The sequence below is a fragment of the Streptococcus macedonicus ACA-DC 198 genome (assembly GCA_000283635.1).
GTDB lineage: Bacteria > Bacillota > Bacilli > Lactobacillales > Streptococcaceae > Streptococcus > Streptococcus macedonicus.
Genome location: HE613569.1, coordinates 1779395 through 1803303 on the forward strand (window position 1 = coordinate 1779395; position 23909 = coordinate 1803303).

At 38.6% G+C, this 23909-nt stretch carries 22 protein-coding genes and 1 pseudogene; 10 read left to right on the plus strand and 13 right to left on the minus strand.

What is annotated here, in order from left to right; all coding sequences use genetic code 11:
- Positions 1–162: 162 nt before the first annotated feature.
- The 4 genes from SMA_RS08920 to trxA all read right to left on the minus strand — a co-directional run bounded on the left by SMA_RS08920 (position 163) and on the right by trxA (position 2972).
- Positions 163–591, minus strand: coding sequence for a YjdF family protein (locus SMA_RS08920; protein WP_014295240.1), 429 nt, complete (start codon positions 589–591; stop codon positions 163–165).
- Between the two features lie 108 nt (positions 592–699).
- Positions 700–1119 (minus strand): hypothetical protein, encoded by a 420-nt coding sequence (locus tag SMA_RS08925; protein WP_014295241.1) that lies wholly within the window; start codon positions 1117–1119, stop codon positions 700–702.
- An 87-nt stretch (positions 1120–1206) separates the two neighbouring features.
- Positions 1207–2250: an alcohol dehydrogenase catalytic domain-containing protein gene (locus SMA_RS08930; RefSeq protein WP_014295242.1), complete on the minus strand. Its 1044-nt coding sequence runs from the start codon at positions 2248–2250 to the stop codon at positions 1207–1209.
- Positions 2251–2657: 407 nt separating this feature from the next.
- Positions 2658–2972 (minus strand): thioredoxin, encoded by a 315-nt coding sequence (trxA, locus tag SMA_RS08935; protein WP_014295243.1) that lies wholly within the window; start codon positions 2970–2972, stop codon positions 2658–2660.
- Positions 2973–3233: 261 nt separating this feature from the next.
- On the opposite strand from trxA, the gene SMA_RS11130 reads away from it, so the two are divergent.
- Positions 3234–3731, plus strand: a complete 498-nt coding sequence (locus SMA_RS11130) for a phosphatase PAP2 family protein (protein WP_014295244.1) — start codon at positions 3234–3236, stop codon at positions 3729–3731.
- A 79-nt stretch (positions 3732–3810) separates the two neighbouring features.
- On the opposite strand, the gene nadC is transcribed toward SMA_RS11130, so the two are convergent.
- Together nadC and SMA_RS08945 are read right to left on the minus strand one after the other, a co-directional pair.
- Entirely contained in the window at positions 3811–4671 is an 861-nt protein-coding gene (gene nadC / locus SMA_RS08940; RefSeq protein ID WP_014295245.1) for a carboxylating nicotinate-nucleotide diphosphorylase, read from the minus strand.
- Between the two features lie 27 nt (positions 4672–4698).
- Positions 4699–6003: pseudogene (locus SMA_RS08945) on the minus strand (L-aspartate oxidase).
- Positions 6004–6239: 236 nt separating this feature from the next.
- On the opposite strand from SMA_RS08945, the gene nadA reads away from it, so the two are divergent.
- From nadA to SMA_RS08955, 3 genes are all read left to right on the plus strand, one after another.
- Positions 6240–6518, plus strand: coding sequence for a quinolinate synthase NadA (nadA, locus tag SMA_RS12245; protein ID WP_318248488.1), 279 nt, complete (start codon positions 6240–6242; stop codon positions 6516–6518).
- Complete coding sequence (locus SMA_RS08950; RefSeq protein WP_230937575.1) at positions 6487–7161, plus strand: quinolinate synthase NadA; 675 nt, start codon at positions 6487–6489, stop codon at positions 7159–7161. Before nadA ends, SMA_RS08950 begins: the two co-directional genes overlap by 32 nt.
- A 166-nt stretch (positions 7162–7327) precedes the next feature.
- A complete protein-coding gene (locus SMA_RS08955) occupies positions 7328–8584 on the plus strand; it encodes an ISL3 family transposase (protein WP_014293928.1) in 1257 nt (418 codons plus the stop codon).
- A 59-nt stretch (positions 8585–8643) separates the two neighbouring features.
- Here the strand turns inward: SMA_RS08955 and SMA_RS08960 are convergent, their stop codons facing one another.
- The 3 genes from SMA_RS08960 to zapA form a co-directional block, all read right to left on the minus strand.
- Positions 8644–10980, minus strand: a complete 2337-nt coding sequence (locus SMA_RS08960; protein ID WP_014295249.1) for an endonuclease MutS2 — start codon at positions 10978–10980, stop codon at positions 8644–8646.
- A 105-nt stretch (positions 10981–11085) separates the two neighbouring features.
- The gene (locus SMA_RS08965; RefSeq protein WP_014295250.1) at positions 11086–11634 is read right to left on the minus strand and encodes a CvpA family protein; all 549 of its coding nucleotides are present in this window, start codon (positions 11632–11634) and stop codon (positions 11086–11088) included.
- Between the two features lie 2 nt (positions 11635–11636).
- On the minus strand, positions 11637–11945 hold the full coding sequence (gene zapA, locus SMA_RS08970) for a cell division protein ZapA (RefSeq protein WP_014295251.1): 309 nt from the start codon (positions 11943–11945) through the stop codon (positions 11637–11639).
- A gap of 121 nt (positions 11946–12066) precedes the next feature.
- Between zapA and rnhC the strand changes: the two genes are divergently transcribed.
- From rnhC to SMA_RS08990, 4 genes are all read left to right on the plus strand, one after another.
- Positions 12067–12969, plus strand: a complete 903-nt coding sequence (gene rnhC, locus SMA_RS08975; protein WP_014295252.1) for a ribonuclease HIII — start codon at positions 12067–12069, stop codon at positions 12967–12969.
- A gap of 16 nt (positions 12970–12985) precedes the next feature.
- On the plus strand, positions 12986–13579 hold the full coding sequence (gene lepB / locus SMA_RS08980; RefSeq protein WP_014295253.1) for a signal peptidase I: 594 nt from the start codon (positions 12986–12988) through the stop codon (positions 13577–13579).
- Positions 13580–13696: 117 nt separating this feature from the next.
- The gene (gene recD2, locus SMA_RS08985; protein WP_014295254.1) at positions 13697–16174 is read left to right on the plus strand and encodes an SF1B family DNA helicase RecD2; all 2478 of its coding nucleotides are present in this window, start codon (positions 13697–13699) and stop codon (positions 16172–16174) included.
- A gap of 234 nt (positions 16175–16408) precedes the next feature.
- Positions 16409–16912 (plus strand): hypothetical protein, encoded by a 504-nt coding sequence (locus tag SMA_RS08990; RefSeq protein ID WP_014295255.1) that lies wholly within the window; start codon positions 16409–16411, stop codon positions 16910–16912.
- 55 nt (positions 16913–16967) lie between these two features.
- On the opposite strand, the gene dinB is transcribed toward SMA_RS08990, so the two are convergent.
- Positions 16968–18065: a DNA polymerase IV gene (gene dinB, locus SMA_RS08995; RefSeq protein ID WP_014295256.1), complete on the minus strand. Its 1098-nt coding sequence runs from the start codon at positions 18063–18065 to the stop codon at positions 16968–16970.
- Between the two features lie 225 nt (positions 18066–18290).
- Between dinB and pflB the strand changes: the two genes are divergently transcribed.
- Together pflB and SMA_RS09005 are read left to right on the plus strand one after the other, a co-directional pair.
- Positions 18291–20615: a formate C-acetyltransferase gene (gene pflB, locus SMA_RS09000; RefSeq protein WP_014295257.1), complete on the plus strand. Its 2325-nt coding sequence runs from the start codon at positions 18291–18293 to the stop codon at positions 20613–20615.
- 59 nt (positions 20616–20674) lie between these two features.
- Positions 20675–21112 (plus strand): GNAT family N-acetyltransferase, encoded by a 438-nt coding sequence (locus SMA_RS09005; RefSeq protein ID WP_014295258.1) that lies wholly within the window; start codon positions 20675–20677, stop codon positions 21110–21112.
- Between the two features lie 368 nt (positions 21113–21480).
- Here the strand turns inward: SMA_RS09005 and SMA_RS09010 are convergent, their stop codons facing one another.
- From SMA_RS09010 to SMA_RS09020, 3 genes are all read right to left on the minus strand, one after another.
- Complete coding sequence (locus tag SMA_RS09010; protein WP_014295259.1) at positions 21481–22095, minus strand: DUF1269 domain-containing protein; 615 nt, start codon at positions 22093–22095, stop codon at positions 21481–21483.
- A 97-nt stretch (positions 22096–22192) separates the two neighbouring features.
- Positions 22193–23113, minus strand: a complete 921-nt coding sequence (locus tag SMA_RS09015; protein WP_014295260.1) for a serine hydrolase domain-containing protein — start codon at positions 23111–23113, stop codon at positions 22193–22195.
- Positions 23110–23856, minus strand: coding sequence for a CppA family protein (locus SMA_RS09020; RefSeq protein WP_014295261.1), 747 nt, complete (start codon positions 23854–23856; stop codon positions 23110–23112). Before SMA_RS09020 ends, SMA_RS09015 begins: the two co-directional genes overlap by 4 nt.
- Between the last annotated feature and the right edge of the window lie 53 nt (positions 23857–23909).

The following is a 23909-nucleotide window of genomic DNA, read 5'->3' on the forward strand; positions in this document are numbered from 1 at the left end:
GTTTTTTATTTTCAAATAACAAAAGAAAACCCCAGCTTCTTCAAGCTAGGGATCTCTAGGAGATTATGAAAAAGAAAGTTTATTAGGATTGTTTATAGTATAGAGCCACTTGCTTAACTAAACCTAAATTTTTTCTTACAGAAAACTTAAACTTTTTTCTTTTCAATGTCCCCGCTTTTTCTGATGATGCTTTTCTTGCCTAAGCAAGTATTTTCGTTCTTTTTCTCGCTCACGCTTCACTTTTTGCTTAGACTTTTGAGCTTTCTTGACTTCCTCACGCATTTCCTGCATAGCAAGCTGAGCTTTCGTTGACACCACAGGCTTACACTTTGCCTTATTGATATCACGTTGCACTCGTTTTGGATTTCGTTTTTTCTGTGAAATAGCTGGCGCTGAAAACTCAGAGCTTACTTCAACCTTATCATACCTGCGCAGCCATTTTCCCAAAGAAACATCAATAAAGTTTAGAATATCATCATCCTTTGGTTCTTTACCAAACACGTAACGAAAAGCCTTGTAACGTTTCTTCGAATCCGTAAATTCAATCAAAGCCGACCAAAATGCCCCATCAAAATATACTGTCATTTTCATAACAGCCCCTCCTTAAAAAAATTGACAATGGACGACCTCGGAAGGGGAAGGTTACTGATACATATTGTACTCACAGAATACCGACTGCGATTTGTTTTTATGTCAGCTTTAGTATAACAGATTTTGCTGATTTTGAAAGAGAATACCTTGATAACCTAGAAAACTTGGCAAATCTACCGTAAAGACATTAGCCACCGCAAATTGATATTTCCCTTTAAAATATCCCAAATGTGTCATGGTTCTGATATTGTATTTCTTGACAAATTTCTTATAAGCAACATAATCAATTTCCTTAGTATCAAGAAAATAAATCGTTTGTTCCACAGCTTCAAGCCACTTCAAACCTCTCTGCGTATCCACATTATCCAAACGACCAACAAAAAGGAAAAATTCCTCTTTAGCCGCCATTTTTTCTTTCACCGCATCAAGCGTAACAAAACAAATATTATCAGCCGTTTCAGCCTTAACATCACCACAATAAAATAAAAAAGATAGGAGTAACAACCTCAACACACTCACTACTCTCATTTTTCCCTCCTACCTATTTATTCGAAAAAAGAAAGAAAAACCTCCCGAAAAATTTCGGGAGGTTATGTTAACAGCTTAAGCGTTAGGTTAGTCCATGGCAATCAGTGATTTAATGGTTTTACGGTCTTGCATATCTTTGTAGGCTTGGTTAATGTCATCCAAGCGATAAGTGTTTGTAAAGACGCGACCTGGGTTAATGTCACCGTCAAGGACTGCTTTAAGAAGGAGTTGTTTGTCGTAGGTAGTGACAGAAGCTGGACCGCCTCCGACAGTAATGTTTTGTGCAAATGTTGAACCTAGCGGACGATTATTGTAATGAGGGACACCAACAAATCCAATACGTCCGCCATTGTGGATAACACCGAGAGCTTGCTCCATAGCAGCTTCTGTACCGACACATTCAAGAGCAGCGTCAGCTCCTCCGCCGAGAATTTGACGAACCTTAGCAATGCCTTCTTCACCGCGTTCAGCAACGACAGCGGTAGCTCCTGAAGCAAGCGCCATTTGTTGACGGTCTTCGTGTCGGCTCATCAAGACAATCTGAGAAGCTCCGCGCATTTTCGCCGCAATAACGGCACATTGTCCAACCGCTCCATCACCAATAACAACGACTTTATCGCCACGTTTTACGTCAGCAACACGCGCAGCATGATAACCTGTTGGCATAACATCAGCCAAAGTAAGGAGTGATTTCATCATACCTTCTGAATAATCAGACGGTTGCCCAGGGATTTTAATCAAAGCCCAGTTAGCATAGTGGAAGCGGACATATTCTGATTGGAAACCAGAAGACCAGTTTGTGTCGCCAGGGTGGTTATCACACGTTCCGTCAAAACCAGCACGACAAGCATCACATTCCCCACAACCGTGAGTAAATGGCACGATGACAAAATCACCAGGTTGTACGGTCGTAATGGCAGAACCAACTTCTTCAACAATACCAAGAGCTTCGTGACCTGAGTTTTCAGAATGTGCAGCTTTTTCATCACCATTAGCATAAGACCAAAGGTCAGAACCGCAGACACAAGCACGAACAACCTTGATAATAACATCATCGTCAGCTTGCAAAGTTGGCTTAGCCACTTCTTCAACAGTCATCAGACCAGCTTTTTCAAAAATAGCAGATTTCATAAATAAGATACCGAGCCCGTATACGACAAAGTAAAAATAGGAAATCGACCGACGATGCTTGCATCTAGGAAGATTTATCTTTTTTACACAGTCGGGTAGGGCGGGTTCAATTATCATATCAAAAATGACAATTGAACCTTTCCTTTCTAAAATTTGGGATAACAACTCTCACTTACAAGTTTCCCACGCTTCTAAATGAGTTTACAAAATCATTAGGCAAGTTCAATTATCACCAAACATCATAACCAAACCTTTCTATTTTCTAGTTCACAACATCTAGAAAGTAAACCTTGTCAGAGTTTCATCCTCTTGACATAGTCATTATATACCTTTGAGTTAACTCTAAGTCAAGCCGAAAACTTCATTAATTGATAAAAAAGAGGTCAGAGCTTCCCCTGACCTTGTCGTTAACTTAATTCAGCAACGATTTCTTTGATTTGTTCTTTTGTGTGCACACCAGCCACTTGTTTCACAACTTCGCCGTCTTTTTTGAACAGCAATGTTGGAATTGACATGATACCAAATTTTTGTGCGGTATCTGGATTTTCATCAACATCGATTTTGACGATTTTAAGTTCATCTTCATCGATTTCTTGTGACAATTGTTCCAAAATTGGCGCTTGCATCAAACATGGACCACACCAAGTTGCCCAAAAGTCAACAAGGACAAGACCTTCACTTGTTTCTGCTTCGAATGTCGCATCTGTAACATTATGTACCATAATAAATTACCTAGAACTCTAGAAGCTACTGGAAAATACCTTATTAAAAGGCAAACTATTTTTAAATAGTAAACTACAACCAGCTAAACAATCCTAAAGTTCATTTCCTTTTCTATTAGTTTATGAGCCTATTTTACGAGAAAATTATTGATTTGACAACTAATTGCTACGGAAAATGAGAATTTTTTTAAAAAAATCTCATTTTCCATATTTGTCTGACTTATATGCTATAATGAAGCTATTATTACACAAAGGACTGCTATGAAAAATTACGCTACATTTTATAACAAGCTAACACGAAGTTTTCAGAATAAACCAACCGCCACTCGTTGCCTGCAAGTTGTCAACAGTTTATTAACAAAAATCATGTATTTGATTTATCCACTAATGCTCATTTACCTGTTTTGCATACAGTCAAATAGGCTGCTTGCTTTCATTCTTATCCCAGCCCTTTCGTTTATGCTAGTATCAGTTGTACGCAAGCTGCTCAATGTCCCTCGTCCTTACGAGACTTGGAACATCACACCACTTATTTTAAAAAATACCAAGGGACAATCTATGCCAAGTCGTCATGTCTTTTCGGCAACCATTATCAGCATGGCTATTTTACGGTTGAACCTTATTTTGGGCATTTTCTTTCTGATATTATCCCTAGTGATTGCACTTTGCCGCGTTTTAGGCGGTGTACATTATCCTCGCGATGTCATGGCAGGTTTTCTCGTTGGAATCGTCTGTGGATTACTGCTTTTCCTTTTTTAGTTATCAACATATAATCCCCAACTTTTAAAGAGCTGGGGATTTTTCAAACCATAATTTTTGCTTTTGGAAATTTATCAACTCAGTTATCAACAGGATGTAGATTTTTAAGGGATAAATCCAAAATTTTAGCAGAATGAGTAATCGCTCTGCTTGAGACATATTGAACATTCAAATCAATATAAGAAGCCAGATTTTCCTTAGTCACATTTCCAGAAATTTCGATTTCTGCCTTGCCGTTAACCACAGTAACTGCTTCTTTCATTGTGTCATGGTCCATGTTATCAAGCATGATAATATCAGCACCTGCTTCCACAGCTTCTTTGACCATTTCAATCGTTTCAACTTCGATTTCAATTTTACGAACAGACGGAGCATAATTTTTAGCAGCAAGAACTGCTTCCTTTACACCACCTGCTGCGCCAATGTGATTATCTTTCAATAGAACACCGTCTGATAAATTGTAACGGTGATTTTTACCGCCACCAACTTTAACAGCGTATTTTTCAAAAATACGATTATTTGGCGTGGTCTTACGTGAATCAAGAAGTGTAATCGGAGTGTCTTTTAACAGCTCTGCCATTTCATGCGTGTAAGTCGCAATGCCACTCATGCGTTGCAAATAGTTAAGAGACGTACGTTTGCCTGACAGTAAGACACGAATATCACCACGAACGGTTCCCAAATGTTGTCCTGCCTTGACAGCTTCACCGTCTTTCACCCAAACGTCAAAGGTTGTCGTTGAGTCAAGCAAGTAAAAAACGCGTTCAAAAACAGATAAGCCACAGATAATCCCATCTTCTTTACAAATCAAATCAACTTGACCAACCACATTTTCAGGCATAACACTATTCGTTGAGACATCTTCATTGTTAATATCTTCAGACAAAGCACTCAAAATGAGCGGGTCAACGTTTAATTTTAGAGTAATTGGGTCTAACATCATTATCCTTTCTTTTCTCAATTTTGACTATACAATATAACTAGCCAGTTGATTTTGCTCGGCTAACTTTTCAAGCACCATTTTCTTGTAGTCCTCTTCGAGACTTTCTTGGTCTTGATAATCTTCCAAATCTAGCTCTGACAAGCTTTCTGGCAATTTAGCAACTGTTTCATAGTGAGCCACCAAATCTTTAGCCGCACGTTTCGCAAAAACGAGACTTTCAAGCAGCGAATTACTTGCCAGACGGTTTTGCCCATGCACACCATTACAAGCTGTTTCACCAACCGCATACAAAGCATCCATGGTTGTTTTGCTGTGATGATTAACCTTAATTCAACCCATGAAATAATGCTGCGCTGGCACGACAGGAATACATTCTGTGAATGGGTCGTAGCCAGCCTCACGACAATGTGCCAAGATATTTGGAAAATGCTCTTCCAATTCTTTTTTGGGAATGGTGCGTAAATCTTCCCAAACATGGTCTGTGCCGTCTTTTTTCATTTGTTTTAAAATAGCTTGTGCTACAACGTCACGAGGCTGCAATTCATCCACAAAACGATTCATATTTTTATCGTAAAGCAGTGCCCCTTCCCCACGAACGGATTCAGAAATCAAAAATGGGCGTTCTTTTGGATTTTCTTGATAAAGAGTGGTTGGGTGAATTTGCACATATGACATATCCTTGAGTTCAATGTCATGTTTTAGAGAAATAGCTAGCGCATCACCTGTCAAATGTTTGAAATTGGTGCTATTTTTATACAAACCACCAACACCACCGCTGGCAAGAACAGTCACGTCAGCTCTGATTTTTTCCAAATCACCATTTTCAAGACGCACCACGCCACCGTAACAGCGATTATCTTCTTCTAAAATATCAAGCAGACAGCTGTGTTCCATCAACGTAATGTTTGAACGCTTTTTAACCGCAGCAAGCAATCTGCTTGTGATTTCTTTCCTGTTGTGTCTTGATAAAAAAGAATACGTTTATCCGAATGCGCACCCTCACGTGTAAAGGCTAGATTGCCATTTTCATCACGTTGAAAATCCACACCAAAATCAAGCAAATCTTTGATAACATCAGGTGATGACTTAATCATCAAATCAACAGAAACCTTGTCATTCTTATAATGACCAGCTCGCAAAGTGTCCTCAAAAAACGATTCATAATCCGAATCATCTTTTAACATACAAATCCCACCTTGAGCTAAAAAGGAATCGCTATTTTCTAATGTATCTTTAGTAATAATAGTAATTTGAAGTTCTTGTGACAAATTCAGCCCCGTGTAAAGCCCTGAACAACCACTTCCCTACAATAAGTACATTTGTTTTCATACAAACCTTCTTTTTGACAATTACAAGTGAACTAAAACTGTAATCGTCACTTTTATTAACACTATTTAAAAATAGGTTAGTTATTAAATCATACGACTTAGGAAACATTTTACCACTCAACCTTACACCTGACAAAACACATAGATAAAATTTCTTTATAGGTATCTTGATACTAAGGACTTGCAGGACTATAATATATAACTAAGACAATTCAAGGAAGGATACCACAATCTACAATGAATACAAGAGAGATGCAAGATGAGATTTTACGTCTCAAAAAGGAAAAGGGGGTCTGCATTTTAGCCCATGCCTACCAAAGTCAGGATATTTGGGAAGTGGCTGATTTTGTCGGTGACTCTTTTGCCTTGAGTAAATACGCTGCCAAAGCACCACAAGACACGATTATCATGTGTCGCGTTCGTTTCATGGCAGAAACTGTCAAGGTTCTATCTCCTGAAAAAACATCTATCCCTAGCAAATCCAATGGCTGGCTATCCAATGGCTGCACAAATTGATAAAAAGTTAGTCAGCTGGTTAAAGGAAGCTCACCCAGATTACACCGTTGTTGCTTATATCAACACAACATCAGAAGTAAAAACACTTGTTGACGTTTGTGTGACATCTTCTTCTGTTGTCAAAATCATCAGTAATATTGACAATGATAAAATCCTTTTTGTTCCAGACCGCAATCTTGGACAATGGGTCGCTGAACAATGTCCTGATAAGCAATTTGAATTTTTCAAAGGTGGCTGTCCAACGCATATGCGCATGCGTAAACGTGATGTCATTCGTGCGCGTGAAGAACATCCAAATGCCAAAGTTCTTGTCCACCCAGAATGTCTAGCAGAGGTGACCGAATTGGCTGATTTTGCAGGAAGTACCACAGAAATCATGGCTTATGCCAAAAACAGTTCTGAAAAAGAATTTATCATCGGTACCGAAAGCAGTATTGTCCAACACTTGCAATTCGAATGTCCAGACAAACGTTTCTATCTGTTATCAACCGAGTGTGTTTGCCACAATATGAAAATGACAACGCTAGCTGACATTTATAATTGCCTACTCGGTCAAGCAGGCGAAGAAATCACCCTAGACGAAGAAACAATCACCGGTGCACGCCGCTTTATTGACCAAATGATTCTACTCGGACAAAAATAAATTTTATGTGCATTTTCTACAAACAAAAAGCTCTTCCATATTTCAAGCTCTATAATTTCTGTAGTGGGTAACTCCACTGTGGAATTATAGGGCTTTTTGAATATACACAAAAAGTCCCATATGACTTATAATGAAAAGCGACCAAACTCACATTAGAAAGCATCATATGGAACAACTCTATCATACTACACAATTGATTGGAATTAAAGACAAAAATATCACGTTGAACAAAGTTTTGAAACACAAGACACACATTGAGATGATAGCTACACTGGACTACGCTCCTGGAAACTGTAATCACTGTCAGGGAAAACAGATAAAATATGACTTCCAAAAGCCATCGAAAATACCATTTCTTGAGGTGGCTGGCTTCCCCAGTCTTATTAGGCTCAAGAAACGGCGTTTTCAATGCAAGAATTGTCGTAAGGTAACCGTCTCTGAAACCAGCTTGGTACAGAAAAACTGTCAAATCTCTGAACCTCTCAGACAGAAGGTCGCGCAAGCCTTGGTCAATCGTCAAGCCTTAACACACATTGCTCAGGATTTAGCGATTTCAACCTCTACCGTACACCGAAAACTCAGGGAATTCACTTTCAAAGAGGACTTCTCTCGTCTGCCTGAAATCCTCTCCATCGATGAGTTTTCGTATCAAAAAGGAAAGCTTGCCTTCATTGCACAGGATTTTGAGACCAAGAAAATCATCACCATCCTTGAGAATCGGACACAAACAACCATTCGCAATCATTTCTTCAGGTATTCTAAAGAGGCTAGGAACAGCGTGAAAGTCGTTACCGTTGATATGTCTGGCAGCTACATCCCGATGATTCCTAAGCTCTTTCCCAAAGCTAAGATTGTTATTGACCGTTTCCACATTGTTCAACACATGAGCCGTGCTCTTAATCACACACGTATTCAACTTATGAAACAGTTCGACAAGAAATCTTTAGAATATCGTGCCCTCAAATACTACTGGAAATCCGTGCTGAAAGACAGTCGTAAACTCTCTCTAAACAGCTTTCGTTCAAGGACTTTTGGAGAAACGCTCACACCAAAAGAATGTTTGACCGAGATATTCCACCTTGTCCCTGAGTTGAAAGGGTATTATGACCTCTACCAGCTCCTACTGTTCCACCTGCAAGAGAAAAACGCTGACTACTTCTTTGACTTGATTGAAGAAGCCTTACCACATCTCAATCAAACCTTTAAAACAGCTCTGAGAACTATCCTTCACCACAAGCAACACGTCATAAACGCTATTGAGCTTCCTTATTCTAACGCCAAACTGGAGGCAACCAACAAACTCATCAAAGACATCAAGCGTAATGCCTTTGGATTCAGGAACTTTGACAACTTTAAAAAACGTATCTTTATCGCTTTAAACATGCAAAAAGAGAAGACGCATTTCGTCTCCTCTCGTGCTTAGCTATAAGTCACCCACTACAGTTGACAATGAGTCATATTTCAGGAAGAGCTTTTCTATCTTCACTCTAAATTTGCAATAGTGCAGCCGCTGCCACCTGCGTTTTGTGGGGCGTAGCCAAATGATTTGACGTGTTTGTTGCGACGAAGGTATTTTGTGACACCTTCACGGATAACACCTGTTCCGATACCGTGAATAATATCGACTTGTGCCATGTTATTTAGCAAGGCTTGGTCGATAAATTCATCCAATTCTTGCATGGCTTCTTCATAGCGTTTACCACGAAGATCAAGACGGGCACGTGGACCAGCTGATTTTTTGCTTTTCTTGACCACATTGACTTGTTTTTTCTTCGGCTTTTGGGCTTCCTCTTGAACTTTAACAAGGGTAAATTCGTCCTCTTTAAGTGTCATTTTAATAAGACCAACTTGTACTTCCCATTTTCCGTTTTTCCCTTGGTTAACCAATGTTCCGCGTTGTCCGTAAGCTGTGACGACAATGTCATCACCCACTCGCGGTGCGCGCAATTTTTTAGCTTTCTTGAGGACTTTATTTTTCGACAAATCAACTTCAGGCGCCAATTTTTTCAGCTGACTTTTGGCTTCAATAACTTCATGCGGTTTAAGGCTTGCTCTATCATGAAGATTTTTGAGAATTTCTTCACTCTCTGCTATGGCTTTATCTACAATTTCTTGCGCTTTGGCGCTAGCTTTTTCAAGTTCTTTGTCCTTGGCATGTGAAAATTCGTTGTAAAGTTTCTTGACCGCACGATTGAATTTGAGGTTATCTTGTTCCACTTCTTTGATATGGTCAAGTCGTTTACGACTTTCATGGGTTTGTTCTTCCAAACGCTCGATGATGCGGTTAACATCCGTATCAGAGTCCGTCAAACGCTCTGCTTCATTGACAATAATCTCTGCTAAACCAAGACGACGAGCAATTTCAAAGGCATTGGAGCGCCCTGGTACACCTTGCATAAAATGATAAGTTGGACTTAACGTCTCTGTATCAAATTCCATGCTGGCATTTTCCACAAATTCTGTCTCAATACCGTAAGCTTTCAATTCTGGATAATGTGTCGTTGCCATGGTTTTAATTTCCATGAGGCGAAGGTGTTCAAGAATGGCAATCGCAAGACTGGCACCTTCTTGTGGGTCAGTTCCTGCTCCCAATTCATCGACCAAGACAAGACTATCTTTATCCGCCGCTGCCAAAATCTCAACAATATTTGTCATATGACTTGAAAATGTTGACAAACTTTGTTCGATAGATTGCTCATCGCCAATATCTGCAAAAATTTCATTAAATACGGCGACTTTACTACCTTTGTCAGCCAAGATTGGCAAACCTGATTGTGCCATAAGCTGCGCTAAGCCCAATGTTTTCAACATGACTGTCTTACCACCAGTATTTGGTCCTGTAATGACAATAACGGTCAATTCGTTAAGAAAATGAAGGTCATTGGCGACTGGATCGATCAAAAGCGGGTGGCGAGTTTGTAATAGTTGCACGGTTTTATCTGCTGATAATTGTGGCACGATTGCGTTGTTTTCCTGCATGAAGAGGAACTTAGCACGAACAAAATCCAAATGCCCTAAAACCCACGCATTGTTACGAATAATATTAGTATGTGGGCGAAGCATATTTGACAATTCACGTAAAATACGTGCCATTTCGTGACGTTCATCTGCTCGCAATTGCGTGATTTCTTCATTAAGTTGCACTACTGCGCGCGGTTCAATATAAACCGTACTTCCTGATGCCGAAATATCATGCACAACCCCTGAAATACGGTTGCGGTAGCTATTTTTCACAGGTAAAACCGCACGACCATTACGACTAGCAATCAGAGTCTCTGTCAAATGATCAGCTTGTTTTTTCAAAATATCCTGCAAAATTTGACGAACTCTACCTTCGTCATGATTGATTTGGCGACGAATACGGTCCAATTCTGAACTTGCAAAATTTTCAATGAAACCGCCGTCGTTAATCGCTTGTAAGCTACCTTGCAGACTTGGCAACAATTCAATCTTCTCAAAAAGAGTATTTAATGCAGACAACTCTACATTTTCCAAATCATTATAAAAATGCTTGATTTCAGCTGATAATTGCAAGACTTTCTTGATGTCGATAATTTCTGAGATATTAACGTCAGCATCCAATTCCAAGCGACGCATACTTTCAGAAATGTCACGCAAACTGCCCATTCCAAAAGAATGGTGTTCAATGAAAATCTGTTCCATGTCCGATATTTCATCAAAAGAACGTGAAATGCGGTCAGGATCAGTCATTGGCTCAAGTTTACGTAACTCGTCTTGGCCTTGCTCAGTCTGTAAATAGCCAGCAAAAAGTTGCTTGACTTTATCAAATTCTAACTGTTCTAAAATTCTGTTGTTCATATCTTTATTATACCAAAAACCTAACTTTTCTCGTGCTTTCTAGGCACGCTGATGCTTTTATTATATATTGAACAAGTCTGAGGTGATTTACCCCAGACTCCTTTATTATCCTAGAATTGCTGTTACCCATAACGCTTTTATAATATTCGATAAAGGTGGCAAATCATCGACAATCACGCGCACAAGAAAGCTGCCTGATAAAATATTTTGCACCGTCGTCATAGGAACAGTCGCTAATATTGTAAATACAAGATTGAAAAATATCAGTGTGACTAAAATCGCTAAAACACCACTGACACAATTCATTTTAACATTATCAAAGTAATTGATTGGCGCCAAATGCACCAAAATACCGATGAAACGAAAAAGCAAATAAACCACCACATAAATGGCTGTAAAAGCTACTCCTGCATAATAAACTTGGTCTAAATCAAAAATATTAACGTCCGTGAAAAAATTCACCGTTGCTCCCTGACTAGCATTAGAATAGGGAATCCATAGCGTTATTTTTTCAGCTAATGTTTGATAAAACTGGCTAGCAATCACAAATGAGACAATACTTGCTATAAAATAGTAGGTTTGCAAAATAATCCCACGTGAATAACCGATATAAAAATGCCAGATTAAAATCAATACAAGAAGAATTGATAACATAATTAATCCTCATCGGAATCAGACTTGCTGGCTTTCTCCTTAATATCTACAATCGCTTCAGAACGAAGAGCCGTCAATTCTTTTTCCATCTTTTCAAGTTCAATCTCACGACTAAGCTGAGTAGAAAGCGAATTGATAGCCATCAAAATAGCAATCGTTTCATTATCAGCTTGCGGTAATTTTTCCTTGATAGTGTTATATTTTTCTTTGGCTACACGCTCAACCTCTTCCATAAAGAGATTATCCTTATCCGTTGTCAATGTAAGTGTTTTGTCACCAAAGACGAATTTATAACGATTTTTACTTTTCATATAGTCACCTCTTTGACATTATACCTTAAAATAAGCATTTCGTAAAATGTAAGCACGGAAAAATCTCACTTTCTACCAGCTGTTTTGCCCTCTTAGAGCGTTTTTATGATAAAATAAAATCATGAATACCATTGTTATGAAAATGGGTAAAGATGATTTGCAAAATCTGATAAAGGCACTGACTAGCCAGCAAGTCAACAATAACAACCCCTATGTCACTTTTGCGGCAAAAGTAAAGGGTGTTACGGTTCTTGTTTACACGTCTGGCAAAGTCGTCTTTCAGGGCGCAAATGCGGAAACTATCGCTGAACAATTTGGCTATCAATCAGCTAACCATTCCACAAGTGACACCGTTAGTGGTCAGAATATCCCCCTTATCGGCTCAGATGAGGTTGGTAATGGGTCTTATTTTGGTGGACTGGCTGTTGTTGCTAGTTTTGTGACCCCTGATGACCATGCCCTGCTTAAAAAGCTTGGAGTAGATGATTCCAAGAACTTAACAGACAGCAAAATTCGTCAAATCGCCCCAGTCTTAGAAAACAATATCAAGCATAAAGCTCTGCTATTGTCCCCACAAAAATACAACCAAGTCGTCGGTAAAGGAAAAATGCACAACGCGGTCTCTGTCAAAGTAGCCCTTCACAATCAAGCTATTTATCTGCTTCTCCAAGACGGTGTCAAGCCTGAAAAAATTGTTATCGATGCTTTTACCAGTCGGAAAAATTATCAAAAATACCTTAAAAATGAAGCCAATCAATTTGCTAATCCGCTGACACTCGAAGAAAAAGCCGAAGGAAAATATTTGGCAGTTGCCGTCAGTTCAATCATCGCTCGAAACCTTTTCTTAGAAAATCTCGATAAACTTAGCCAAGAGGTGCAATACAAACTCCCAAGCGGTGCTGGTAGCCAGTCCGATAAAGTCGCGAGTCAAATTTTAGCAGCCTATGGCATATCTGGCTTAGAACATACTGCCAAGCTTCATTTTGCAAATACCCAAAAAGCGCAAGCATTATTAAAAAAATAAAAGTAGAGGAAGATTTATGAAACACTTTATTAAAGAATGGGGACCACTAATCCTTTTCTTTCTTATTCTTATACTTAGTCGTGCCTTTATTTGGCAACCTGTAAAAGTTGACGGTCATTCAATGGATCCAACGTTAGCTGACGGTGAGCGTCTTATTGTCCTATCAACCACATCTATTGACCGTTTTGACATTGTAGTTGCTAAAGAAACCGAGGACGGTAAGACAAAAGAAATTGTTAAACGCGTGATTGGTATGCCAGGCGATACCATTACTTATAAAAATGATGTCCTCTACGTTAATAGCAAAAAAGTTGATGAGGACTACTTAGACGAATATAAAAAAGCCTTTGAGGACGACCAACTGCAAGATACTTATTCGTACAATACCTTATTCCAAGAGTTAGCTGAAAGCTCAGATGCTTTCACAACTGATAGTGATGGCAATACCGAGTTTACAGTCAAAGTTCCAAAAGGACAATATTATCTCCTCGGAGACGACCGTATCGTTTCAAAAGATAGTCGTGAAGTGGGGACTTTCTCTAAATCAGACATCATCGGTGAAGTCAAATTCCGCTTCTGGCCACTCTCAAAAATCGGCTCTATTAATTAATAAATAAGTCTGGACTCTTTGTTCCAGACTTTTCTTCACCCCCACAGATTAAAGGTTTGTTTATCTGATTAGCAATGATATAATAAAACCATTATAGTAATCAAGTAAGGACACGTTATGGAATACTTCTTTTCTGGCACAATTGACCGTATTATTTTTGAAAATGCCAGTAATTTCTTTAAAATTTTATTGCTCGAAATTGAGGATACCGATTCAGACTTTGATGATTTTGAAATCATTGTTACTGGAACAATTGCCGATATTATCGAGGGAGAAAATTATACGTTTTGGGGTGAATTAACGCAACACCCAAAATATGGCGAACAGCTCAGAGTCACACGTTACGAGCGCAGCAAACCAACTTCTTCTGGTCTTATTAAATATTTTTCAAGCGACCATTTCAAAGGAATTGGTAAAAAAACTGCTGAAAAAATTGTGCAGCTTTACGGCGACAATACCATTGATAAAATCCTAGAAGACCCTAGTAAATTAGACAGTATTTCTGGGCTTTCTAAGGAAAATAAAGACAACTTTTTAACCAAACTCAAGCTTAATTATGGTACAGAGCTCATTTTAGCCAAGTTGGCAGAGTATGGCTTAACTAATCGTGTTGCCTTTGAAATTTTTAATCAATACAAGGAAGACAGTCTTGATATTATCCAAGAAAATCCTTATCAATTGGTCGAAGACATTCAAGGGATTGGGTTTAAAATCGCTGACCAACTCGCTGAACAATTAGGAATCGAAGCAGATGCCCCTCAACGTTTTCGTGCCGCTCTCGTGCACAGTCTTTTTGAAACTTCTATTGAGCGAGGAGATACTTACGTCGAAGCGCGTGATTTGCTTGAAAATGCCATTACCACCCTTGAAGAAGCTAGACAAATTGAGTTAGACCCCGCAGCCGTTGCCAAAGAATTATCAACGCTTATCGCTGAAGATAAGGTACAAAATGTCGGTACCAAAATTTTTGACAATACTCTTTTCTATGCTGAATCAGGTATCAAAAAACACCTGACACGTATCCTTGATACGCCACTCAACCAAAACTTTTCAGATGTTGACTTGCAAGAAGAAATCGCTGACGTTGAGGAAGCTTTCGGCATTTCTTACGATGATGTGCAAAAACATGCTATCAAAGAAGCGCTCAAGAGCAAGGTGTTTATTTTGACTGGTGGTCCTGGCACGGGAAAAACGACTGTTATCAACGGTTTGATTGCTGCCTACGCAGACCTTCATCAAATTGATCTTGAGAAAAAAGATATTCCTATCATCTTAGCAGCGCCAACAGGACGTGCTGCCCGCCGTATGAATGAATTAACAGGCTTGCCAAGTGCGACTATTCACCGCCATTTGGGGTTAAATGGTGATAACGACTACCAAGCTATTGATGACTATCTCGACTGTGACTTGATTATCATTGATGAATTTTCAATGGTTGATACTTGGCTTGCCAATCAACTCTTTAGTTCCATTTCGTCCAATACTCAAGTCATCATCGTTGGAGATAGTGACCAATTGCCGTCTGTCGGTCCTGGGCAAGTATTAGCTGATTTATTAAAAATTGAAGCTCTTCCTCAACTAGCATTGACTAAAATCTTTAGACAATCGGAAGATTCAACCATTGTTACACTTGCTAATCAGATGAGACTTGGAAAATTACCAGCTGACTTCACACAAAAGAAAGCTGACCGTTCTTATTTTGAAGCAAGTGCACAATATATCCCAGAAATAATTCCTAAAATTGTCAGCGCAGCTGTTAAGAGTGGCATTGACCCACAAGAAATACAAATTCTTGCCCCAATGTACCGTGGCGCAGCTGGGATTAATCGACTTAATACCATTATTCAGGATTTACTTAACCCGCTTAAAGATCAACTCTCGTTTGCCTTTGGTGAGATGAATTTCCGTAAGGATGACAAAATTCTCCACCTCATCAACGATGCTGAACTCAATGTTTTCAATGGTGATATCGGCTATATTACAGACCTTATTCCTGCTAAATATACCGAATCCAAACAAGACGAGCTTTACATGTCTTTTGACGGCACTGAAGTTATTTACCCTCGTAATGAATGGCATAAAATTACCCTTGCTTACGCTATATCAATCCACAAATCACAAGGTAGCGAATTTCAGGTTGTCATTTTGCCGATCACTCGCCAAAGTCACAGACTCTTACAACGTAACCTCATTTACACAGCTATCACCCGCTCTAAGAGTAAATTAGTGATGTTAGGGGAAATTGCCGCCTTTGATTACGCCATAAAAAACGAAGGCGCTAAGCGCAACACCTATCTTGTTCAACGCTTTACAAGCTCCGCTCAAGAAGAAAGTATTGATTTACAAACTGAAATTTCTCAACAAACATCACCTAAAACAGATAATGAAGCTGAGAAAATCACCTCTCCAACTTCTCCCCAAACAAATATTTCTAAAGAAGAAAACATCCAACTGACACTAGATATTGCCGAAAATGAGCAAACACAAACAGAGCAAGAACCAAAAATCTATCGCTTGACAGAAGAAAACTTGGCATTTATCAACCCAATGATTGGCATTACCCAAGCCGACATTGAACAATTTTTTAAGAAATAACAGCCATCCCATGATGCTCAAAATCATGGGGTTATTTATAACTCAGAATGTGATACAAGTGTTTCAAAGCTTCTATACTTAAAATATTTTGATATTTAAAACAGTCCAATTCCTTGAAACGACAAGCTTTATCAAAATACTAAGTATTGATAAAAAGCTATTTACAGAGCGAAATTTTGTGTTATAATATTTGTACTATCACATTAGTATAACCATTGTTTTGGGAGGTTTGATATGGTTTCTTATGAAAAAATTCGTCAATCATTGTGTTCTTGGACGCTCTTTATTGCATGGGTAAATGTTCTTTCAGTCCTTGCAAAAATCTTTACTATTATCAGCTATTTCACGTTACTTAATAATCTTGACACCATTAAAAGTACTTATGATGCCGATACTTACCAAACAATCGTGGCAGCTACAAATATCTGGAACGTTATTATCATGATTGTTGCTTTGATTGCAAATATTGCCATTGCCTTCTTAGCGTTCAAAAATTTACCTAAAATCAAAGAAGATGCTCCAAGCTTGACACCTTACCGCCTTGGTTTGGTTTACACAGTTGTCTATAATGTAGCGGGCATTATTCTTGCAGTCGTTTTAGGTAGCACATTATCAGTTACAACTTTCCTTCTCCCAGTTATTTTCCTAGCTCTTTATGGCTATGTCTATGCAAAAGCAGGGCAATTATTAGATAAAGACGAAGAGGAAAATGACGAGGCTGTCACTGAAGCTGAATAAGTATTATAATCTATAAAAAATCAATACCGTCTCAGCAACTTACTAAGGCAGTATTTTAATTATCAAATAAATTCAAAGGTTGAATATTATCCTCTAAACCTGTGACAGTCACCCCCAACAAGCGAACACCCAATTTTGACTCGTCTAAGCTATCGTAAATCGTTTTAGCAACTTGGTCAATCACTTTAAAATCATTAGTGACATCATCAAGGGTTATTCGTTTGGTTAAGGTTGAAAAATCCGAATAACGCACTTTTAAGACAATTGTCCGACCAACTTTATGATTACGTTGAAGCGTGTCAACCACTCGCTGGGCATTCTTTGAAATTTCCGATTTGACATCATCTTCTTCATATAATAACTTACCATAAGTTCGCTCACTTCCAATTGATTTGCGAATGCGGTTAGACTTGACTGGCGAATTTGAAATGCCACGCGCCTTACGGTACAAATCATAGCCAAAGCGACCAAAAAGATCGATCAAGGTCATTTCAGGCATTTCCAACAAATCTGCTCCCGTGAAAACACCCAGTTGATGCAATTTTTCAACAGACCGTTTTCCGACACCGTAAAATTTCTCAATAGGAAGTTTTTCTAGAAAATCTTGGGCATCTTCTGGTAAAATTAAAGTTAATCCTTTCGGTTTTTCAAAATCCGAAGCGAGTTTAGCTAAAAATTTGTTATAAGAGACACCTGCCGAGCAGGTTAAATGAACTTCTTGCCAAATATCATATTGAATCATTTTGGCAATTTTAATAGCTGATTTGATCCCGAGTTTATTTTCAGTGACATCTAAATAAGCTTCATCAATGGACATGGGTTCAACCAAATCCGTATAACGCTTAAAAATCTCACGAATCTGCATACCGACTTTTCGGTATTTTTGATAATTACCTGAGATAAAAACGGCTTGCGGACAACGCTCATAAGCTTCTTTTGAGGACATGGCTGAATGAACACCAAATTTTCTGGCTTCATAATTACAAGTTGAAACAACACCACGTCCACCTGTTTTTCGTGGATCAGAACCGATAATGACAGGCTTACCTTTCAAGTCTGGATTATCCCGCTCTTCTACTGACGCAAAAAAGGCATCCATATCAATATGAATAATTTTTCGAGAAGTGTCATTAATTAAAGGAAAAATCAACATAAGCCTGTCCTTTCTGATTGTTTCTGAATCTATTATAACAATTTTCATGGTTTTCAACCAAACTTACAAATTTCTAGTACAGTTAAGTATTTTTTATGAAACTGTACTAGAAAATATTATCGTTTTTTGCGAGTTTTCCGATTTGGAAAACGCTTCCTTTGTGATAAACTATACTTGTAAATGTAACAGATGGTCTGTTACTAGAATTTAAGGGGAAATCTCATTATGGCGACTGTTAAAACTAATACAGATGTTTTTGAAAAAGCCTGGGAAGGCTTTAAAGGTACTGACTGGAAAGAAAAAGCCAGCGTTTCTCGTTTCGTACAAGCTAACTACACACCTTATGATGGTGATGAAAGCTTCTTAGCTCCTGCTACAAAACGTTCACTTAAAGTGAAAAAAATCATTGAAGAAACTAAAGCTCACTACGAAGAAACTCGTTTCCCAATGGATACTCGTCCAACATCAATCGCAGATATTCCTGCCGGCTATATTTCAAAAGACGACGAACTAATCTACGGTATTCAAAATGATGAGTTATTCAAACTGAATTTCATGCCAAAAGGCGGAATTCGTATGGCAGAAACAGCTCTCAAGGAACATGGCTATGAGCCCGACCCAGCTGTTCACGAAATTTTTACAAAACACGTAACTACAGTAAATGACGGTATCTTCCGTGCTTATACATCAAATATCCGTCGTGCACGTCACGCACACACTGTAACTGGACTTCCGGATGCTTACTCTCGTGGACGTATCATCGGTGTTTATGCTCGTCTTGCTCTTTACGGTGCTGACTACTTGATGAAAGAAAAAGCCAACGACTGGAATGCAATTACTGAAATTGATGAAGAATCAATTCGTCTTCGTGAAGAAGTTAACTTGCAATACCAAGCACTTGGTGAAGTTGTCAAACTTGGTGACCTTTACGGTGTTGATGTTCGCAAACCAGCGATGAACGTTAAAGAAGCTATCCAATGGGTAAATATCGCATTTATGGCTGTTTGTCGTGTTATCAATGGTGCTGCAACTTCTCTTGGACGTGTGCCAATTGTTCTTGATATCTTTGCAGAACGTGACCTTGCTCGTGGCACATTTACAGAATCAGAAATCCAAGAATTCGTTGATGATTTTGTCTTGAAACTTCGTACTGTAAAATTCGCACGTACAAAAGCTTACGACGAACTTTACTCAGGTGACCCAACATTCATCACAACTTCTATGGCTGGTATGGGTGCTGACGGACGTCACCGTGTTACTAAAATGGACTACCGTTTCTTGAACACACTTGATAATATTGGTAATGCTCCAGAACCAAACTTGACAGTTCTCTGGACTGACAAATTGCCATATTCATTCCGTCGCTACTGTATGAAAATGTCACACAAACACTCTTCAATCCAATACGAAGGTGTAACAACAATGACTAAAGACGGCTATGGTGAAATGTCATGTATCTCATGTTGTGTATCACCACTTGACCCAGAAAATGAAGAACAACGTCATAACATACAATACTTTGGTGCTCGTGTAAACGTCCTTAAAGCTCTTCTTACTGGTTTGAACGGTGGTTACGACGATGTTCACAAAGACTACAAAGTTTTTGATATTGACCCTGTCCGTGACGAAGTTCTTAACTTTGAAACTGTCAAAGCTAACTTTGAAAAATCACTTGATTGGTTGACTTCAACTTACGTAGATGCCCTTAACATCATTCACTACATGACTGATAAGTACAACTACGAAGCTGTCCAAATGGCATTCTTACCAACAAAACAACGTGCTAACATGGGATTCGGTATCTGTGGTTTTGCAAATACTGTTGATACCTTGTCAGCAATCAAGTACGCTACTGTTAAACCAATCCGTGATGAAAATGGTTACATCTACGATTACGAAACAACTGGTGATTACCCACGTTGGGGTGAAGATGACCCTCGTTCAAACGAATTGGCAAAATGGTTGGTAGAAGCATACACTACTCGTCTTCGTAGCCACAAACTCTATAAGGATGCAGAAGCTACTGTATCACTTCTTACAATCACTTCAAACGTTGCTTATTCTAAACAAACTGGTAACTCTCCAGTCCACAAAGGTGTTTACCTTAACGAAGATGGCACTGTGAATCTTTCTAAACTTGAATTCTTCTCTCCAGGTGCTAATCCATCTAACAAAGCTCGTGGTGGTTGGTTGCAAAACCTTAACTCACTTGCAAGCCTTGACTTCTCATACGCTGCAGATGGTATCTCACTTACAACTCAAGTTTCTCCACGTGCTCTTGGTAAGACATTCGATGAACAAGTTGATAACTTGGTAACTATCCTTGATGGTTACTTCGAAAACGGTGGACAACACGTTAACTTGAACGTTATGGACCTTAAAGATGTCTATGACAAGATTATGAGTGGTGAAGATGTTATCGTTCGTATCTCTGGTTACTGTGTCAACACTAAATATCTTACAAAAGAACAAAAAACTGAATTGACACAACGTGTCTTCCACGAAATCCTTTCAATGGACGACGCTGCTGAAGTCGTTGCTGGAAAATAAGAATAGAAGAAAAGACTTTGTCAGTTGACAAGGTCTTTTCTTGCTTTTAAAATATAGCTATGAAAATCAAACAGACACGAAATACATTATCAGATACTTATTTAGATGCTGTCAGAATCCGACAATTAGTCTTTGTGAAGGGACAAGGCGTGCCGATGTCGCTTGAAATCGACGAGAATGAGGCTTATTGCCTTCACTTTGTCCTTTATGATGAGAAAGGTCAAGTTGCCGCTACCTGCCGTATTTTGCCAAATAAAGACCATAGTGAAGCGACACTACAACGTATGGCGGTACTACCAGCCTATCAAGGACAAAATCTTGGAAAACTTCTCTTAGAGGATGTGATTCAATTCTGTCAAAAACAAGGCTTTAAACGCATGGTATTACACGCGCAATTAACAGCAAAAGGTTTCTACAACAAGCTTGGCTTTGCTTGCTTCGGCGAAGAATTTGAAGAAGCTGGTATCATGCATATTAGCATGGAAAAATCATTATAAAACTCTTTAACGGCTTACTGGCTTAGATTCATTATATTGGGGTGATTTGCAATTTGACATAACAAAAGCGAGGCTGAGACAAAAGTGCTCAGCCTCGCTTTTTATATAGCTGTAATAAGCAAAATGCAATGGTTTGGACTTCAACAATCTGGAAATCAACTGTTAAAAGTCGCTGTCAAGAAATCTAATAACAGAAATTGCCAACTTTTCAACTTAGAATTTCCCATGCGCAATTGATTAGGCATTTTTTAACACTTGCTTTGCAAGCTAGATTTCCAAACCTCAAACAATATTTTAAACTATTTAAGTAATCACCACTGAATAGGTTCTAATACACTGATAGACCAGCTTTTACAAACCTTTTAAAGTTATTCTTTTCCTCTTAGGCGTTGGAAAGTTGCTTTAATAGCATCTGCGATGTCATTTCCTTGTTCTTTGAGACGATTTAGACGACGTTCGTTCAAATCTTCTTGAACTTTATCGTACAATTCATCTTGAACTTGTCCTGCAAGCTCAACTTCACGTGCGAGAGCAAGGGCATCCCACCGCATAATATTCGTTTTATAAGGAGCAAAGGCATGGTTTAAAATACTTTCATCTTCTTCGTGAACTAGAGCAATAACGGCAACATCACCATCAAGCAATTTTGTTGTCACTTCTTCAATCAAGCTATTGTCACTCGCATCAGTCATGCTTCCACTTGCTGCACCCGCAAGACTACCGATACCATAACCAATAATAACACCGATAGGACCGCTCAAAATGCCCAACAGACCACCAATAATACCGCCAACAGTTGCATAATCACGACTAGTATCATCAAAGTCAATAGAATCTTTGATAGCGATTTTACCATCTTCATTTTTCACCAATGCAATCTGTGCAATTTGCGTATCATTATCCTGCTTGAATGATTTTAGTTCTGAAAAAACTTGATAGGCTTCGCTTTCAACATCAAAAACAACAGTTAGTACATTTGCCATAATCTTGTTCCTCCTTTTCCTTTATCACCATCATTATAACACTTTCGGGCTAAAAGGCTGAGAAAAAACAAAACGTTTTCAAAGAAATGTCTGTTTTTTAATAATTCTGCTGAATCCATTGTGAAATTCTCTGACGTTCCTCAATCCACAGAGGTCTATCATCATAAGCATATGTACGATTAGTCAGAAAAATAGCAGCTTTTTGCTCCTTACGATTGATTGTCACATAAGTGCCTGTGTAACCAGTATGGTCAAGCCAATCGTCCTCTTTATTCCATGCCAGCGAACGTTCTTTATTCACTTGACTGAAATTTTGCCAAATATCACTCGCAAAATCATCTGTTAGGTAATGCTGACAAAACTTTTCTAAATCCTGCAGGTTTGAAAATAACCCTGCTGAACCCGAATGAACACCAAGAACCTTGGCTTTTGGGTCATGAACAAGCCCGTCACCAATGCCAGCAACCGTAGGCACCGCATTTTTTACTGGACCAAAACCAGTATTTCTCATGCCAAAAGGCTGAAAGACTTCATCTTTAAAAATCACATCGAGTGACTTGCCATAAATCTCTTCTAGCATAAAGCCAAGCAAAATAAAATTGATGTCTGTGTAAAGAAACTCTTTCTTGCCCTCCACAGTAATGTGATTAATGGCTTCTTTCAACTCGGCTGCATTCAGATTATCACGATTAGGGATAAAAGGATTTATCCCACTACTATGTGTCAAAAGTTGTCGTAAGGTTACAGATGACTCGTGAAAATCAGGATAATACCGCACCAAAGGCGTATCCAACTCTAAATTTCCTTGATATAAAAGAGAAATAATAACTGTTCCAACGCCAACTACTTTGGAAACAGACGCTAAATCATAAATCAAACCAGATTTTACAGGAGTGACACCGTCAATCGTACCAATATAATATTCTGACCATTGACCGTCTTTAAAAAGAGCTAAACTAGCTCCATGATAAATATTGCGATTGATCTGGTTATTAATAATTTCTAACAAGTTTGTCATTTGCTAAACCAAATTTCAATATTGCTAGGGTCAGAAAGTACTAAGACACTCGCTTTTTTATCCAAATAAACAGTTTGCCCTTTATTTTCTAAAAAGCTAGCCAAAGCTTTCAAATCATAATTGTCAGGAACTTGACATTCTAAAATTTCCACATCCCAAGTTTCAAGCGGGTCAACGGCTAAATCTGCACCTTGCGCTTGCACAAATTGGATATCAAGCGGAAATTGTCCTTCAAAGACATCATTGTAAAAAGCACGCGCAGCTGCTTCATCAGCTACGTTAAGTGTCATACTTTCGAAGCTAAAGTCAGAAACTTCTTTTAACTCATCATTTTTAGGGAAATTGACACTATCGATTTCAGTTAATTGTTGAATATCATCTTCAGAATGTAAAAGAAAAAGGTCACCTTCTGGTGATAACGTTTCAAAGGCATACCCATTTTTACCTTTAAAGAGACGCTCAACAGCAATACCATTTCCTAAGATAGCTGTCACTTCATCGGCATTCGGAATTTTAACAACAATCTTATTAACTTTTTTTATTCCCTCAACAGCATGTGTATCAGGCGCTGGTGATTCTTCAATAACAAAACAAGCATTTTTTTGTTTGGTTGAAAACTCAGCAATTGCATTTTCTTCGTTAACTAATTTAAAACCTAATTTTTTATAAAACTCAATGTTGTGGTCACGATTATTGATTCGCAAAACGGGATGCCTAAACGTAACTTCGTCAAATAAAGTCATAACTGTCTCCTCATAATGTTTCTTTTATTAAATTTTCAATACAGTTCCTACAA